Source organism: Microcystis sp. M20BS1 (genome assembly GCF_020245305.1).
Classification (GTDB): Bacteria; Cyanobacteriota; Cyanobacteriia; order Cyanobacteriales; family Microcystaceae; genus Microcystis; species Microcystis ichthyoblabe_A.
Map to the genome: position 1 here is coordinate 23,710 of NZ_JADBUZ010000163.1, position 14,037 is coordinate 37,746.

Here is a 14,037-nt window from a genome sequence, read left to right on the forward strand (position 1 = left end):
TGACAAAAATCAACTATTCCGCATCACTCTTGGACGAGATTATTGCGGGCCTCTTGGGCGACTTGGGCGCTTTTATCGCTGGTTAACTGGGTCAAAACAGCGATCGCCTCTTCCCCCCCTAAGCGGCCTAAAGCTTGAGCAAGACGATAGCGCAGTTGCCAGTCATCATCATTAGCCAAGGGAACAAGTAAAGAGACGGCGCGAGGGTCGCCTAGTTCCCCGAAAGCACTAACAGCGGCCGTTTTTACCAATTCATTATCGGAGTTTAGGGCGATTTCGAGCAGTTCAAAGCCCCGGGGTTCCCCCAATTCGCCCAAAGCGGCCACAATGCTAAATTGAATTAACCAGTCGCTGGATTGTTCATAGACGGCCACCAGATCATCGTAGGCTGCCGTTAATTTTAACCCCCCGATCGCATCGGCCGCGGCTGCTTTCACGTCCGCTTCGGGATCATTTAACAAGCGATCGCGTAGAATAGTTAAGGCCAGATCGAGATTCTGACGACCGAGGATATCTAGCTGACTTACCGCCGAATAACGCACCCTAGCGTTACTATCGTTAATTAAAGGCTGTAACATCTCGAAGGCGATTTCTGGGGCTAAATAACGCAGTTGATTAACTCCCGATAAGCGATCGCCATAATCATTGGAATCGAGCAGCCGTTGCACGGATTCGGGGGAATAATTCATAATTTGATGACACCCTTAACAATTGGACTGGTATTAATTGTCCCATGAATAGTTATCGAATCCTGACTATCTTGATCATGTTTAGTTCCCCGGTTTTTTGGGGCTGTAGTCCCCCCTCTCCCCCTAAAAAAGAACCGACGGCTAAGATAATCATTTCTCCTTCTCCCAGTCCGATTATTCCCCCATCAGACATTAAGGCTGCTAATCGTTATCGTCAATTGGGATTACAGTATCGTCAACAGGGAGATTTTATCAAAAGTATTGAGGCTTTAAAAAAATCGGTACAGTTAAACCCCAATCATCTAGACGGGAGAGTAATTTTAGGCTGGACACAACACCTAGCTAAACAACCTTTAGCGGCACAAACAACTCTCGAAGAAACGATTAAAATTGCTCCCGATCATGTGGCTGCTTATAATGCTTTGGGTATTGTTTATCTTGTCGGTGGTCATCTTGAAAAAGCCGTAGTCACTCATACTAAAGCCGCTAGTTTAAAACCAGATAATGAAATCGCCTACTATAATTTATCCCTCGCCTATCATCGCCTAAAAGATTTTGATTCAGCTATTACTAACGCTAAAAAAGCAGTTAAATTAGAGCCAAATAATCCCCATCCTCTTGTGGCTTTGGCAATGATTTATTTAGATCAAGGTGATAGTAAAAAAGCGCGGGATACCTACAAAAAGGCTAGGGATTTAGACGGTCGTTATCGAGAAAAATGGTTTCTGGCACACCTGAAGGAAGCGGGTTTTAGTCAGGAGCAAATTAAATTAGTCGAAAAGTTACTATCTGGTTAGATTTAAAAATTATTATTTCCCCTTAAGATGCCTGTCGATGTCCCAGTTTTAGGAAAATAGTTTCTAAATCTTCGCGGCAAGTATAAAACTCGCTTAAGTTCAGACCAGAAACCACTAAAAATTTCAACAATTCAGCACTATCTTCTAGGGTTCCCGTAAATTTAACCCGGAGAGTATTAGTATTAATAATTCTTTGCCAACTTTCCACAAAAACACATTGTTTAAGAGCGTTTTCTAAGGCTTCTAAATTGCCCAGAGTCGTAATCTGCAAGTATTGACCAGCTAGACGTTGATTTAATTCCTCTAAAGAGGTACTTTCCACTAGATAACCTAATTCCATTATACCCACAGAAGTACAAAGTTCCGCTAAATCACTAAGGACATGGGAGGAAATTAAAATAGTCATACCTGCCGATTGTAAGACTTTAATAATCTCACGAAATTGTAGGCGAGCGATCGGGTCTAATCCAGAAACCGGTTCATCGAGAAGTAAAATTAAAGGTTCATGGATAATCGTTCGGGCTAAACTTAAACGTTGTTTCATCCCCCGGGATAAAGTAGCGATCAAATTATGACTTTTATTGGTTAATTGTACCAGTTCTAGAACCTCATAAATGCGGCGATGACGTTGGGAGCGAGGGATATGATAAAGACGGGCAAAATAATCCAGATAATTCCAGACATTTAGGTCATCGTAGAGGGGAAAATTATCGGGTAGATAACCTAAATTTCTTTTGAGACGGGGATTACTCTCATCTCTTAAAAGACGTTCTCCGTGCAGATATATTTCTCCCGTTGTCGGTTCTTCCGCTGCCGCTAACATCCTAATTAAAGTGGTTTTTCCCGCTCCATTTGGACCGATTAACCCGTAAACTTCCCCTGCTTCAATCTGTAAATCTACTTGATTAACAGCCCCATGGCGGTCAAATTGTTTGGTTAAACCAACGGTAGCAATGGCTAATTCGGGTGCGTTCATAAAGTTTTTTAGTTAGGTTCTGAGGGTGACTCGCTAACCAAGAATACAGGGTTTATCTCCCATGACTTCCGCTGGTTGTTGTTAAATTGTTTAAGTCTTAATATCTTCTCAATTTTTTGATAATTGACCACTGTTACATTTGGTAAATCGAGGAGTTGATTAAAATTTATCCAGATAACCCACCTCCTATTCTGTATTGATATTATAACATCCTCACACAGAACCTAGAAGAGCCGCCTTATCTTCTGAGTATTCACAATTGATCGGTAAATACCTTGTATAAGAAGGGTCCAGGCGAAAAAAAGCCAAAAAGTAGCGGAATGTATAGCGCGGCACTACATCTCAGAAAAAACATCCTACAATGGAGACAAGAATAATCGGAGATCAATGGGGGTGAACGTCATGTTAGTGATCTTAACCGACGAACACATTCTCGATACGGGTTCTGTGTGTCAGGGCTGTCTTTTAGCCAACCAGCAGGGGCAACCCCGGTGGCGAGAGGGTAAACTAGGCTGTGGTCATTCCCTAGGCAAAGGGGGCAGCCAACAGCCCAATCTCTACGAGTGTCAGATGGGCTTTACAATTGCTAATATTGAAGGCTAATCGAACCTACTAAAGGATCAACCTAGAGTTGAATTAGGGGGGTTTGCTTGGGACTCCGAGGAGAGAATCAAGGCTATTGCTCATCCCCAATTCAGCTTAGATACAATGACAATAATGGCTAAGGTTTTTGTAGCATTGATCGTAGGCTTTTTGGGCTTGGGTTAAAACATCGTCGGAAATTTCTATATCTAATTTTCTGGCTTGTTTAATAATTTTACCCGCTCTGATATTCTCGGAAGAATCGCCTAGCCCACGAATGCCAGTAGTGTTTAAAACTCGATATTCTTCAGAAAATCCCGTTTTAGTATCGAGATGACTCTGTAAACTATTAAAGACCAATTGACTTTGGTTTAATAGTTGATCGTGGGTGATAAGTAAACTCTTTTCTTGACTGTTAATTAATCGGGCATAACTTTCTAAGGTGGCTAAACGACCAGTATAATAACCCAGGGCTTGCTGCTCATTGTGATGGGGTTTAATATCTAGAATACTAGCTAAAGTGCGCTTCGGTTCTCGTAGTAAAAATATGGTCTTAACCGCATCAGATTGCAAAAAACTATGATCTAAAAACTTCTCATCGTGAAGAACTTTATCTAAAATATATTTATGATTCATGTTTAAATCTTTCAAACGCCAGTGGAGTCTAAACATTAAAGTTTTAAAATCCTGTTCACTCTCATAAACCAGATGAGTTTCGCCAAAACCGATAATTTCAGGATTAGAATTGAGGATATGGGTCAATAAAGACGAACCCGATCGCATATGGCTAAGAATAAATAAAACCTGATAGGGTTGGGGACGAAAGAGAATTTTATAAGGGTCTTTGGGTATATCAATGCGTGCCTGAAAATACTTATAAGTTAAACGATGGGCTAAACCCTGCCAAGATTGGGGTAAGCGATCGAGGGCTATAGTCATAGGTTAATCAGGAATTGCGTCAACTTGTCGCTAAGATTCCCCTATAATGTATCCCATTTAAGACCCAAATAAAAGTGAGGTTTATACAAAATGAGATTGCCAAGTTGTTAGCTCTGGTTTTTTACGGCGCGAACCGATGTCTGGTTTATGATGAACACTATTCCCCATTTAGTCAAAATGAGTCAGTTTCCCTTCGAGGAAAAGGTACTCGCTATTGACACGGCCCCTTTAAGCGGGGAAAAGGTTAATCGCCCCGGACTGGGTACAATGGAGGAATTAAGAGCCTGTGGTGAAAAATTAGTTGAACATGGCATAATTGATCGCCTAGTGGATTTTAACTACGGTCCCAGCTATCGTCAGCGTATCTATCAAAAGCATTTCGGCAGTCCCCTCCGTTCCACCCATAACTACAAAGGTTATCCGATTTTTGGCTCGATCTTCAAAATCGAGTCATGTCGCAGCGACTATATGGTTCATTATGACAGTGACATGATGCTCTACCAAGAACCAGATTACAGTTGGATCCGCGAAGGGATCGAGTTAATGGAAACCCATCCAGAAATGATGTTTGTGCGTCCTTTGTCCGGTCCACCGCGGCCTGATGGTACGATTTATTCTCAGCATCCTTACACAAAAAATCCCGATGGATTCTATCAATTTAAATTTTTTGGCAGCCGTGCCTATCTACTTAATTGTCGTCGCTACGATCGCCTTTTACCGATGACCCCCCTCTGGCGCTCTTATAAAAATACCTTTCTCGATCACTTACCCGATGGTTTAAAAGCTTGGGGCAATATTTTGACCGGCAAAGGAAAACTCGACTCTTGGGAAATTATGGTTTCTCGCTCCCTAGAACAAAGCAACTATTATCGCGCCACTCTCACCAATGCCAAGGGTTGGACTCTGCACCCCAACGAGCGCTCTGCCGCTTTTAGGCAAGCTTGGCCGACTATTATCGAAAAAATCGAAGCGGGTGTTTACCCACCGCCCCAAGCTGGTTATTATGACCTGATCCCCGAATTATGGTACTAAGAGAGCCTTAGTTCTCTAGATCTGAGGTGAGGCGATCATCGCTTAGATTTCATAGCACCGGCTGTAAGCGCCTGTTGTTTTCGTTAAACGATGTAATATTTTGTGTACACCGCAACTCATTGACGATTGCGTAATGTAGAAAGTGAGTGCGGCGACAATTGTACTTGTCAAACAATGATATAGTACAAGTAAATTGCTAATTATCGGCAGGTAGCGTCTGTCATAGATATAGATTGTGGAGTTAAAATATGTCTAGTATAAACACTGGTATTGAGTGGACTGATAAAACGTGGAATCCAACAACCGGGTGCGATAAAATTAGCACCGGCTGTCTGCATTGTTATGCCGAAGCTATTACACAGCGTTTTCCCAAAAACTTTCCCAATGGATTCAGCTTAACTTTGCATCCAGAAAGATTGGAAGAACCCTTACGTTGGCGCACTCCCAGTCGAGTTTTTGTCAACTCAATGAGTGACCTTTTTCATGATGATGTGCCTCTCGACTTTATCAGACAAGTTTTCTCAGTTATTCATTTAACACCTTGGCATATATATCAGATTTTAACAAAGCGACAAAGCCGTTTAGGTGATTTAGCGTCTAAATTAGATTTTCCAGAAAACATTTGGCTAGGTGTATCTGTCGAGAACCAAAACCACATAGATCGGATTGAATATCTTCGGACAGTTCCTGTTTCAGTGCGTTTCATTTCATGTGAGCCACTTTTAGGACCCCTAGAACTTAATTTAACTGGCATTGATTGGGTTATTGTCGGCGGAGAATCCGGGCAAAAACATCGCCAGATGAAACTTGACTGGGCAAGGGATATCCGCAATCAATGTCAAAATTCAGGGGTAGCATTTTTTTTCAAACAAGTTGGGGGAAGGACACCGAAAGCAGGGGGTAGATTACTTGATGATAAAATCTGGGACGAGATGCCTAATGCCTGGAATCAGCATATCCAAACATGGGGAAGTGTCCCACTTAAATCAGCGAGGCGTTCAGAAAAATTAGAGCTTATTGCTTAACTGGAAATGTAACCTTTAAATCATCCGCAAACGTTCCTTTTCGCCGTTTTTTGTCCTCGGGTGAATGTACTGTGACTTTTCCTTGAGATTCAAGATTGCTAAGGGCAGTTTTGTAATTCTTTTTAATGTACGGTTTTCCCACATGATGCTGGTCGTAAATCTCTGCCATCGTCATAGTTTTACCTGAAAAATTGTCCAACAACATAGATTCCAGTTGATCAAGAGGACTGGTTAGCTCAAAGAGTAATGGTTGTTGAAGAGTTGCAGGATTATACTCAAAAGATGGTACGCCCTGCGTCTGTTCAGAACTCTCTTTAGCCATTATCTCTTTCATAATTTCATAGCCTTTAGGATGCTTGCTTACAAAAATTAGGTGATGGCTAGTACGATTTCCCATTTCATGTCTGAAACGAAATGGAAGAACATATTTACCCCCCATTTCTTTCAAGGCTTCACAGATATATTCTACAACGGTTAACTCACGCTCTTGTGGAGTAAGTGTAAATGTTTTCAATCGTTTGCGGAGTTGATCTGCTCCTACTTGTCCGAATAGCGCATTTATGTGTTCTTTGACTGCATCATTATTTAAACCCATGTTGATGCGATTGTAATTGAAGAAGAAGATGCAATCACAACCCCAATCTTTGACGACCGAATTAACAAGTTGAAGAGATAGTCCCTTGTAACCCCAAGGATCAACAAAAAATAAAGTGGGAACTAATTTCATGCTTTGGAAGGTTTTAACTATGTCCTCTCCAACCTCATATTTTGATATTTGAGGGCGGTATTTTAAATTTTCTATGCCCGGAATTGAATCTATAGCTTGTTGAAGAGAATTAACTTTTTCGACATCGGCATCGTTAAAGATCGACACCAGCATATTTCGCATATCTGGATCTGCGATGGCAGTTTCTAGAACTTTTACTGGGGTTGATTTTGAGCCATCTTTATATCGTCCTGCACCAGCAAAAAGGTCAACATAAGCGATTTTCTGGACTGAAGACGATCCCTTAACTTTTGAAATTATAACTTTTGCCCAAGCCCAGAAATATTTCTCAACAATCCTAGCTTTGATCAAGGACTGTTCTTTTTGCTCATTGAAGAAGGAATTTTTAGTCATATCCTAATATGTAGCCTATAATCAACGGATTTAGTATAACATACCTTATTTTTTTTTAAATTAGAGAAGATAGGAGATGAAACAACCCAAAAGAAAACCCAACCACCGCCATGGGGAGATTGGGTTTTCTGGTTATCAATTGATTTTAAGGAGCTAAAGCGTTACCGCGCAGGAGAGAACCGATGGTTTTAACAGTAATCTTCATCTGTACGAGAGGATTAGCGGGAACAACGGTTTTATAGAACCCATTTGGTATCTTTTATAATGTAGATGCTAGGCTGAAAAGGTGAAGCGAAAACCTTGTCCACTATAGGTTTCAGGGAAGAGAGTCTGTAGCCTGTTTAACGGCAATACTTTGGTCTGAACCCCGTCAGTGAATGCGCCACCGTCTAGTCGTCCCCGAAAATCGATACTTTGGAGTAAGCCAAAATGTACTCAAGTAGTATGACGAATGAAGAGTGGTCTATCGTAGAACCGCTATTGCCAAAGAAGAAATTGACTGGCCCCCCGAAATGGACAAAACGACAGATTTTAGATGGGATTTTCTATCAACTCAAAAATGGCGGTAATTGGCGGGACCTCACGAAAGATTTCCCTCCCTACTCCACCGTGTTCTGGCATTATAAACAGTGGAGAAGTCAGGGAATCATCCAAAAAATAATGGAAGAATTACATCGCAGATTACGACAACAAGAAAAAAAACTTGTGGACGAATCTAATTATGATTGATTCTCAAGCCGTCAAAAATACCTGTAATGCGAGTGTTGAGACGAAAGGATTTTGTTTCTACAAGTGCACCAATGGAATTAAACGTCATCTAGGGACGGATAGTCTTGGTTTTCCCTTTTTCGCTCATTGTACTCCCGCCAACCTATCTGATGACCAGGGATTGATTGAGTTGTTAACTCGAGGTATTGACTATTTCAAGTTAAAACCGTCGGAACTGTCTAAGACGACTATTCTTCTAGATAATGGTTATCATCCTGACAAAATAGAGAAAGAGTTGGTTAAGGTCTATCCAGAGATAATGACTAAAATTCAGTTTGAACTGTCTCCAAAACCGTCAAAAACCGAAAAAGCGGAGAAGGGTTTATCAGGATTCGTACCTGTAAAAACTCGATGGGTGATTGAAAGAAGTAATTCTTGGATGGAACGCTGCAAATCTTTAGTCAAAAATTTTGAGCGCACTTTAGAACACTCCACTACCAAAATTCATCTCTGTTTTCTTCGACTTCTACTACGACAATTAGCTGTATCCGGCTCTTCTAGGTTCTGTGTGATAAGTTTAACTTACATAGGATCGATCGATCTTTGTGTCCTCTGTGTCTCTGTGGTTCCCTCCACTCCCTCGCCAGCAATACTGTATCTTAAAATACATTTTACCCACCAAACCTAAGAGAGCCTGTATCCTAAGATACCAAATGGATTCTATAATGACTCTACTAGCCTCAAGATAGCAAAAAACCCGGCGGGAAAATCTCCCCACCGGGTCAAAAAGGCAAAAGTAAAGAATTATTTCTGATCAGCCTTTTTGCTTGACTTATCACCCATTTTGTACTTACGCAAGAAGCGATCGACCCGGCCTTCCGTATCGATCATCTTCTGGGTTCCCGTATAAAAAGGATGATTACCCGACCAAACCTCCACATGAATTTCTGGTTTGGTCGAACCCACAGTCATCACCACTTCACCATTACAGATCACCTTGGCTTCCGGATACCAAGTAGGATGAATTTTTTTCGGCATGATAAACCTCTCTATTAACCTAACGTTTCGAGTATTGAGGCGCTTTACGCGCTTTGTGAAGACCGTATTTTTTCCGTTCCTTCGCCCGGGGATCCCGAGTCAGATAACCTTCACTCTTGAGGGGAGGACGATTTTCCGGTGCTAATTGACATAAAGCTCTAGCGACACCCAATTTCACCGCGTCCGCTTGGCCGGTCAAACCACCGCCCTCGGCCTTAACGATGATATCATATTCGTTTTCCAGTCCCAAAGTCTCCAGAGGAGCCTTAATCGTCTGGATATAGGTGGGAATGCGGTTAAAGTGGGTTTCCCCATCGCGACCGTTAACGGTAATTGCCCCCGTCCCCGGCACCAGACGCACGGAAGCGACCGCCGATTTGCGTCGTCCCGTTCCCCAATAAACTACCTTATTTTTACTGTCCGTGGCTTGCATTGACTTAATTTCCTCCTGCGGGAATCGTATTAATCGCTAAAACTTCCGGTTGTTGTGCCTGATGGGGATGTTCCGCACCGGCATAAACTTTCAGTTTCGTGAACAATTTCCGACCTAAGCTATTTTTCGGGAGCATTCCCTTAACAGCGTGTTCGATAATCCGTTCGGGAATGCGTTTTTGCAGTTTATCGAAGCTTTCTACCTTCATACCACCCGGTCTGCCGGAGTCGCGGCGATAAACTTTCTGTTGGCGTTTTTTGCCCGTTACCGTCACTTTTTCGGCGTTAATAACAATGACAAAATCCCCCGTATCCAGATGGGGGGTGAAGGTGGCCTTATTTTTGCCCCGTAGAATCATCGCGATTTCGGTGGCCAGACGACCTAGACGCTGATCGGCCGCATCAATGACGTACCATTTCTGCTCTAGAGTCTCTAAATTTGGTAGCGGTGTTTTGTTCATGGTCAGTTTGCCTTGCTTTACAAAAATAAACTTTGAATCTCTATGCTCGGAAATAATAAAGAGGCTGAGTCTCGCACCAGACGCTATCGGCAAAGGGAAAATCGGCGTAACCCACCCGCAGTAAACATAGTCCTTTAGCTGGTGCGGCGTATTTGACCAATTCTCGGCGCTGATTGACCCAGATGTCGGTAAAGTTTTCTAGCGATCGCTCACCAGTTCCCACCTCTACCAACATTCCCACCAATAGCCGCACCATCCCGTACAAAAAGCCATTGGCTTGAATTTCCATCTGTATAAACGGCCCTTGACGGTAGCATTCCACCCCCTGTACTTCTACCCAAGAATGGTCACGGCTAGAGTTGGCACGGTGAAAGGCGGCCAGATGGTGCTTTCCCAATAGGGGGGCCAGGGCCCTGGCCATCAAATCGGCATCGAGGGGACGATGGTAGTAGTGCCAACTAAAGGGGCTAACAAAGAGATTGGGGATGGGGTCGGTATAGAGGGTGTAACGATAACGTCGCCAGAGGGCTGAGAAACGGGCGTGCCAGCGATCGGGAACCTGAGCCGAAGCCCGAATGACGATATCGTCATCTAGCCGAGCATTGAGAACCTTGGCCCAATGGGCAGGTGGGATCGGACTCTGCTGCTGGAAATGGGCAACCTGGGCGGCGGCGTGAACACCGCTATCCGTACGTCCGGCCCCGTGCAGAGTGACGACATAACCGAGAATATCGGCCAGAGCCTTCTCGATTTCTTCCTGCACGCTCCTGTGATGGGGTTGCCGTTGCCAGCCGTGGAAATTAGTTCCCACATACTGGATAACTAGGGCGATCCGCGACTGGGGGCAAGCTGTCATCGTTACATCAGTTCGATAATCGCCATGGGGGCATTATCCCCGCGACGGCGCAGGGTACGCACGACCCGGGTATAACCGCCGTTACGGTTGCCATAACGGGCTTGTGCGCCTTCAAAGAGGGCGTGAACCAGTTGTTTGTCGTAGATGTAGCCCATGGCTTGGCGACGGGCGCTCAGGGAACCGTCTTTAGCTAGGGTGATAATGTGGTCTACCTCTGCTCGCACCGCTTTCGCTTTCGCTAGGGTGGTGGTGATCTGACCATGTAGAATTAGCTGGGTGGCTAAGCTGCGCAGCAGTGCCTTTCTTTGGTCAGCTGGCAGACCCAATTGAGGCACTTTACACCGATGTCTCATGGTATTTTCCTGGAATTGGGTTTACTTGCTTTTTTCTTGGGGTAGGGTGATGCCTAACCGTTTTTGTAGGGCTTCAATGACTTCTTCCGCCGATTTCTGCCCAAAGTTTTTGATTTCTAAGAGATCTTCTTGGCTGTAATCGAGGAGGTCGGCTACGGTGTTGATCTGCGCTCGCTTCAGGCAATTGTAGGCGCGCACGGATAATTGTAGTTCCTCGATCGGAATTTGGTTTTCTTGGTTGATCTCTTGGTCGTCAAAGTTACCGGAGGATTCGAGGGCGTTGAGATCCTTGAGCGGGTTAAAGAGATTAACCAGCATATCGGCCGCTTGGGAAAGGGCTTCTTTGGGGTTAATGCTCCCGTTTGTCCAAATTTCTAAGAGCAGACGATCTCTAGCTTGACCGCTTTCGGAACGGATATCTTCGACGCTGTAGTTGACTTTGGTTACGGGCATAAAGATAGAGTCGATTTGCAGAAAGTCGAGCGAAGTGGCTTCTTCTTTACTGCGATCAATTGCCCGGTAGCCTTTGCCTTTTTCCACGCGAAATTCCATCTCTAGCTTGGCCCCTTCGGCTAGGGTGGCGACGTACTGATTGCGATCAACTATCTCGATTTCTGAGGGTAAATCGAATTGTGCCGCCACTACTGTCGCCGGCCCAGTTGCCACTAAACGCCCGATCTGGGTTTGATTGGTGTAGCTTTTCAGAATGATTTCTTTCATGTTGAGCATGAGTTCCATCACGTCCTCGCGTACCCCCTCGACGGTGGCAAATTCGTGATTGACTCCCGCGATCCGCAGGGCCGTCACGGCCGCCCCTTCCAGATTGGAAATGAGAATCCGTCTCAGGGCATTACCTACGGTTGTACCCTGGCCTCTTTCCAGAGGCTCTAGTACAAATTTACTGTACTGACTCTGATTCTTGTAAGTTTTTGCTTCTACACACTCGATTTGAAATTGCGCCACCGATTGACCTCCCTTGTTCAGTTATCAGTTATCAGTTATCAGTTATCAGTTTTCTTTGGCTTTCAGCCTTTAGCTTTTTGCTCAGATGGTCTTTGACGACCCGATTCTGCTGCTGATGCGCTCAAAGCTAACGGCTGTCGGCCTCAAGATCCCTGTCACCTGAAAAAGCTGTTCACTGTTTACACTCTCCGGCGTTTGGGAGGACGACAACCATTGTGGGGGATGGGAGTCACGTCCCGGATCAGGGTGATTTCTAATCCTGCTCCTTGCAGGGCCCGGATTGCGGTTTCCCGTCCTGCCCCAGGGCCACTAACCATCACTTCTAGTTGACGCATTCCCTGTTCGATCGCTCGGCGGGCGGCGTTATCGGCGGCGGTTTGGGCGGCGAAGGGGGTTCCTTTTTTGGCTCCTTTAAAACCACTCGATCCCGCCGATGCCCAAGAGATCACATCGCCTTTGGTATCGGCGATCGTGACAATGGTATTGTTGAAGGTCGATTGAATGTGAGCGACTCCGGTAGGAATATTTTTTTTCTGTTTTTTCGGTCCGGTTTTTTTGGTTGGTCGCGCCATAGTTTTTCTTGATTGGGGGATATCGCAATGAATAAAAAATTATTTCTTGGAGGGGGCTTTTTTCTTCCCTGCCACTGTCACCCGACGACCTCGACGGGTCCGCGCATTGGTTCGCGTCCGTTGCCCGCGCACGGGTAATCCTAGCCGATGCCGACGACCTCGATAGGTGCCGATATCGGCGAGGCGTTTGATGTTCATCGCCTCCCAGCGTCTCAAATCCCCCTCGATTTGATAATTTGTCTCGATATAAGTCCGTAGCGCCGCCACGTCTTCATCGCTGAGATCCTTGACCCGAGTGTCAGGGTTAACACCCGTCGCGGATAAGACTTCTTGGGAACGCGATAGACCCACTCCGTAGAGGTAGGTCAGGGCGATTTCCACACGCTTATCGCGAGGTAGGTCTACACCAGCTATCCTTGCCACGCTTTTTTTTTCTCCCTATGAACGATTTTTTTTCCAAAAACGACTACAATTAACGGTAACGATTCTCTGCCCCAAGACAGTGACTTTGGTGGATTAACCTTGTCTCTGCTTGTGTTTGGGGTTAGAACAAATTACCATGACTCGACCGCGCCGACGGATGACGCGGCACTTTTCGCACATTTTTTTGACAGACGCTCTAACTTTCATGCCTAACTATTTTGGCAACACTGCAAGCTTATTATTATATCAGATTTCTTTTACTCGTGTCACCTATTTTTTTTAAATAAATTTGGCTGCTTATTAGGCTTTTTGGCTTCTCTGCCCCTATTTATCGCTATTTTTTTTGATTTTTCAGGCGATAGGTAATTCTGCCTTTGGTTAGGTCGTAGGGTGTGAGTTCCACTTTTACTCGATCGCCAGGGAGGATTTTGATATAATTACGGCGGATTTTGCCGGATATGTGAGCTAAGACGTTGAAACCGTTATCTAAATCCACCCTAAACATGGCGTTAGGCAAAGATTCCGTGACGGTTCCTTCCATTTCGATGAGATCTTGTTTAGACAAAGTTAATTCCTCAATTTCACTGGGGACAATTTATTTAATGATTCGGGGCTCTCTTGGGTTTGGTGGTTAAAATGTATTCTAAGATACATTCCTCCCAGCGGGGGGGTGGAACGAACCACAAAGACACAAAGGACACAAAGATTGATCGATCATATAGTAAGTTAAACTTATCACACAGAACCTAGTAGGAGAGCCGATTCGGCAGCAGCAACCGTGCTGTCACCACAGTTCCCCCAGTATAGCTTATCAGTGATCAGTGATCAGTGATCAGATGTGAGTTTTCAGTTCACAGCAAAAAAGCGCCCCATCTTCCCTCTCCCATCTCCTGACTCCAGTCTCCACCCCCATCTCCCCACTACTAGGCAGTATTGTAAAGTTTTGTAAAAAATATATGCAAATGACTGCAAACAACTGCTAATATGGTTAGTACAAGTTTACATTGCAGTTCACATGAAACTATCAGATTATGCTAAGAAAAAAGGGATCAGTTATGACACTGCTTGGAG

The 14,037-nt window shown here is 44.4% G+C and carries 19 protein-coding genes and 1 pseudogene; 6 read left to right on the forward strand and 14 right to left on the reverse strand.

The window, feature by feature from the left end; all coding sequences use genetic code 11:
• Positions 1 to 23: 23 nt before the first annotated feature.
• Complete coding sequence (gene nblB, locus IM507_RS16375) at positions 24 to 689, reverse strand: phycobilisome degradation protein NblB (RefSeq protein ID WP_123229860.1); 666 nt, start codon at positions 687 to 689, stop codon at positions 24 to 26.
• A 44-nt stretch (positions 690 to 733) separates the two neighbouring features.
• Between nblB and IM507_RS16380 the strand changes: the two genes are divergently transcribed.
• A complete protein-coding gene (locus IM507_RS16380) occupies positions 734 to 1,486 on the forward strand; it encodes a tetratricopeptide repeat protein (protein WP_123229859.1) in 753 nt (250 codons plus the stop codon).
• Positions 1,487 to 1,508: 22 nt separating this feature from the next.
• On the opposite strand, the gene IM507_RS16385 is transcribed toward IM507_RS16380, so the two are convergent.
• Positions 1,509 to 2,462, reverse strand: coding sequence for an ABC transporter ATP-binding protein (locus IM507_RS16385; protein ID WP_123229858.1), 954 nt, complete (start codon positions 2,460 to 2,462; stop codon positions 1,509 to 1,511).
• A 402-nt stretch (positions 2,463 to 2,864) separates the two neighbouring features.
• On the opposite strand from IM507_RS16385, the gene IM507_RS16390 reads away from it, so the two are divergent.
• The gene (locus tag IM507_RS16390) at positions 2,865 to 3,065 is read left to right on the forward strand and encodes a hypothetical protein (protein WP_002735656.1); all 201 of its coding nucleotides are present in this window, start codon (positions 2,865 to 2,867) and stop codon (positions 3,063 to 3,065) included.
• 96 nt (positions 3,066 to 3,161) lie between these two features.
• On the opposite strand, the gene IM507_RS16395 is transcribed toward IM507_RS16390, so the two are convergent.
• Positions 3,162 to 3,983, reverse strand: a complete 822-nt coding sequence (locus IM507_RS16395; protein ID WP_069475079.1) for a sulfotransferase family protein — start codon at positions 3,981 to 3,983, stop codon at positions 3,162 to 3,164.
• 147 nt (positions 3,984 to 4,130) lie between these two features.
• Between IM507_RS16395 and IM507_RS16400 the strand changes: the two genes are divergently transcribed.
• Both IM507_RS16400 and IM507_RS16405 read left to right on the forward strand, forming a co-directional pair.
• On the forward strand, positions 4,131 to 5,015 hold the full coding sequence (locus IM507_RS16400) for a hypothetical protein (RefSeq protein ID WP_069475080.1): 885 nt from the start codon (positions 4,131 to 4,133) through the stop codon (positions 5,013 to 5,015).
• A gap of 248 nt (positions 5,016 to 5,263) precedes the next feature.
• Positions 5,264 to 6,040 carry a DUF5131 family protein gene (locus tag IM507_RS16405; protein ID WP_069475081.1) on the forward strand — a complete coding sequence of 259 codons (777 nt, stop codon included), beginning with the start codon at positions 5,264 to 5,266 and terminating at the stop codon, positions 6,038 to 6,040.
• Here IM507_RS16405 and IM507_RS16410 read toward each other — a convergent pair.
• Positions 6,030 to 7,160, reverse strand: coding sequence for a three-Cys-motif partner protein TcmP (locus tag IM507_RS16410; RefSeq protein ID WP_069475082.1), 1,131 nt, complete (start codon positions 7,158 to 7,160; stop codon positions 6,030 to 6,032). The two genes, IM507_RS16405 and IM507_RS16410, sit on opposite strands and share 11 nt — an antisense overlap.
• 444 nt (positions 7,161 to 7,604) lie before the next feature.
• On the opposite strand from IM507_RS16410, the gene IM507_RS16415 reads away from it, so the two are divergent.
• Together IM507_RS16415 and IM507_RS16420 are read left to right on the forward strand one after the other, a co-directional pair.
• Complete coding sequence (locus tag IM507_RS16415) at positions 7,605 to 7,889, forward strand: transposase (protein WP_199309427.1); 285 nt, start codon at positions 7,605 to 7,607, stop codon at positions 7,887 to 7,889.
• A pseudogene (locus tag IM507_RS16420) lies at positions 7,882 to 8,331 on the forward strand (transposase); the annotation flags it as partial. The gene IM507_RS16415 and the pseudogene IM507_RS16420, both read left to right, overlap by 8 nt.
• Before the next feature lie 341 nt (positions 8,332 to 8,672).
• On the opposite strand, the gene rpmE reads toward IM507_RS16420, so the two are convergent.
• The 10 genes from rpmE to infA all read right to left on the reverse strand — a co-directional run bounded on the left by rpmE (position 8,673) and on the right by infA (position 13,531).
• The gene (rpmE, locus tag IM507_RS16425; protein ID WP_002735793.1) at positions 8,673 to 8,906 is read right to left on the reverse strand and encodes a 50S ribosomal protein L31; all 234 of its coding nucleotides are present in this window, start codon (positions 8,904 to 8,906) and stop codon (positions 8,673 to 8,675) included.
• Between the two features lie 19 nt (positions 8,907 to 8,925).
• Complete coding sequence (gene rpsI / locus IM507_RS16430; protein WP_002737094.1) at positions 8,926 to 9,339, reverse strand: 30S ribosomal protein S9; 414 nt, start codon at positions 9,337 to 9,339, stop codon at positions 8,926 to 8,928.
• A 4-nt stretch (positions 9,340 to 9,343) separates the two neighbouring features.
• On the reverse strand, positions 9,344 to 9,799 hold the full coding sequence (gene rplM / locus IM507_RS16435) for a 50S ribosomal protein L13 (RefSeq protein WP_002735375.1): 456 nt from the start codon (positions 9,797 to 9,799) through the stop codon (positions 9,344 to 9,346).
• Between the two features lie 40 nt (positions 9,800 to 9,839).
• Entirely contained in the window at positions 9,840 to 10,655 is an 816-nt protein-coding gene (gene truA, locus IM507_RS16440) for a tRNA pseudouridine(38-40) synthase TruA (protein WP_069475085.1), read from the reverse strand.
• Positions 10,656 to 10,657: 2 nt separating this feature from the next.
• Positions 10,658 to 11,008: a 50S ribosomal protein L17 gene (gene rplQ, locus IM507_RS16445; RefSeq protein ID WP_002760055.1), complete on the reverse strand. Its 351-nt coding sequence runs from the start codon at positions 11,006 to 11,008 to the stop codon at positions 10,658 to 10,660.
• Between the two features lie 21 nt (positions 11,009 to 11,029).
• Complete coding sequence (locus IM507_RS16450; protein WP_002737965.1) at positions 11,030 to 11,971, reverse strand: DNA-directed RNA polymerase subunit alpha; 942 nt, start codon at positions 11,969 to 11,971, stop codon at positions 11,030 to 11,032.
• 179 nt (positions 11,972 to 12,150) lie between these two features.
• Positions 12,151 to 12,543: a 30S ribosomal protein S11 gene (gene rpsK, locus IM507_RS16455; protein WP_002735413.1), complete on the reverse strand. Its 393-nt coding sequence runs from the start codon at positions 12,541 to 12,543 to the stop codon at positions 12,151 to 12,153.
• Between the two features lie 39 nt (positions 12,544 to 12,582).
• Positions 12,583 to 12,966, reverse strand: a complete 384-nt coding sequence (gene rpsM / locus IM507_RS16460) for a 30S ribosomal protein S13 (protein WP_002735415.1) — start codon at positions 12,964 to 12,966, stop codon at positions 12,583 to 12,585.
• A 93-nt stretch (positions 12,967 to 13,059) separates the two neighbouring features.
• Positions 13,060 to 13,173, reverse strand: a complete 114-nt coding sequence (gene rpmJ, locus IM507_RS16465) for a 50S ribosomal protein L36 (protein ID WP_012593611.1) — start codon at positions 13,171 to 13,173, stop codon at positions 13,060 to 13,062.
• A 127-nt stretch (positions 13,174 to 13,300) separates the two neighbouring features.
• Complete coding sequence (infA, locus tag IM507_RS16470; protein WP_002737109.1) at positions 13,301 to 13,531, reverse strand: translation initiation factor IF-1; 231 nt, start codon at positions 13,529 to 13,531, stop codon at positions 13,301 to 13,303.
• Between the last annotated feature and the right edge of the window lie 506 nt (positions 13,532 to 14,037).

Coding starts and splice junctions, on each gene's coding strand:
- nblB (WP_123229860.1), bottom strand. CDS start 689: ATGAATTATTCCCCCGAATCCGTGCAACGGCTGCTCGATTCCAATGAT.
- IM507_RS16380 (WP_123229859.1), top strand. CDS start 734: ATGAATAGTTATCGAATCCTGACTATCTTGATCATGTTTAGTTCCCCG.
- IM507_RS16385 (WP_123229858.1), bottom strand. CDS start 2,462: ATGAACGCACCCGAATTAGCCATTGCTACCGTTGGTTTAACCAAACAA.
- IM507_RS16390 (WP_002735656.1), top strand. CDS start 2,865: ATGTTAGTGATCTTAACCGACGAACACATTCTCGATACGGGTTCTGTG.
- IM507_RS16395 (WP_069475079.1), bottom strand. CDS start 3,983: ATGACTATAGCCCTCGATCGCTTACCCCAATCTTGGCAGGGTTTAGCC.
- IM507_RS16400 (WP_069475080.1), top strand. CDS start 4,131: ATGATGAACACTATTCCCCATTTAGTCAAAATGAGTCAGTTTCCCTTC.
- IM507_RS16405 (WP_069475081.1), top strand. CDS start 5,264: ATGTCTAGTATAAACACTGGTATTGAGTGGACTGATAAAACGTGGAAT.
- IM507_RS16410 (WP_069475082.1), bottom strand. CDS start 7,160: ATGACTAAAAATTCCTTCTTCAATGAGCAAAAAGAACAGTCCTTGATC.
- IM507_RS16415 (WP_199309427.1), top strand. CDS start 7,605: ATGACGAATGAAGAGTGGTCTATCGTAGAACCGCTATTGCCAAAGAAG.
- rpmE (WP_002735793.1), bottom strand. CDS start 8,906: ATGCCGAAAAAAATTCATCCTACTTGGTATCCGGAAGCCAAGGTGATC.
- rpsI (WP_002737094.1), bottom strand. CDS start 9,339: ATGCAAGCCACGGACAGTAAAAATAAGGTAGTTTATTGGGGAACGGGA.
- rplM (WP_002735375.1), bottom strand. CDS start 9,799: ATGAACAAAACACCGCTACCAAATTTAGAGACTCTAGAGCAGAAATGG.
- truA (WP_069475085.1), bottom strand. CDS start 10,655: ATGACAGCTTGCCCCCAGTCGCGGATCGCCCTAGTTATCCAGTATGTG.
- rplQ (WP_002760055.1), bottom strand. CDS start 11,008: ATGAGACATCGGTGTAAAGTGCCTCAATTGGGTCTGCCAGCTGACCAA.
- rpsK (WP_002735413.1), bottom strand. CDS start 12,543: ATGGCGCGACCAACCAAAAAAACCGGACCGAAAAAACAGAAAAAAAAT.
- rpmJ (WP_012593611.1), bottom strand. CDS start 13,173: ATGAAAGTTAGAGCGTCTGTCAAAAAAATGTGCGAAAAGTGCCGCGTC.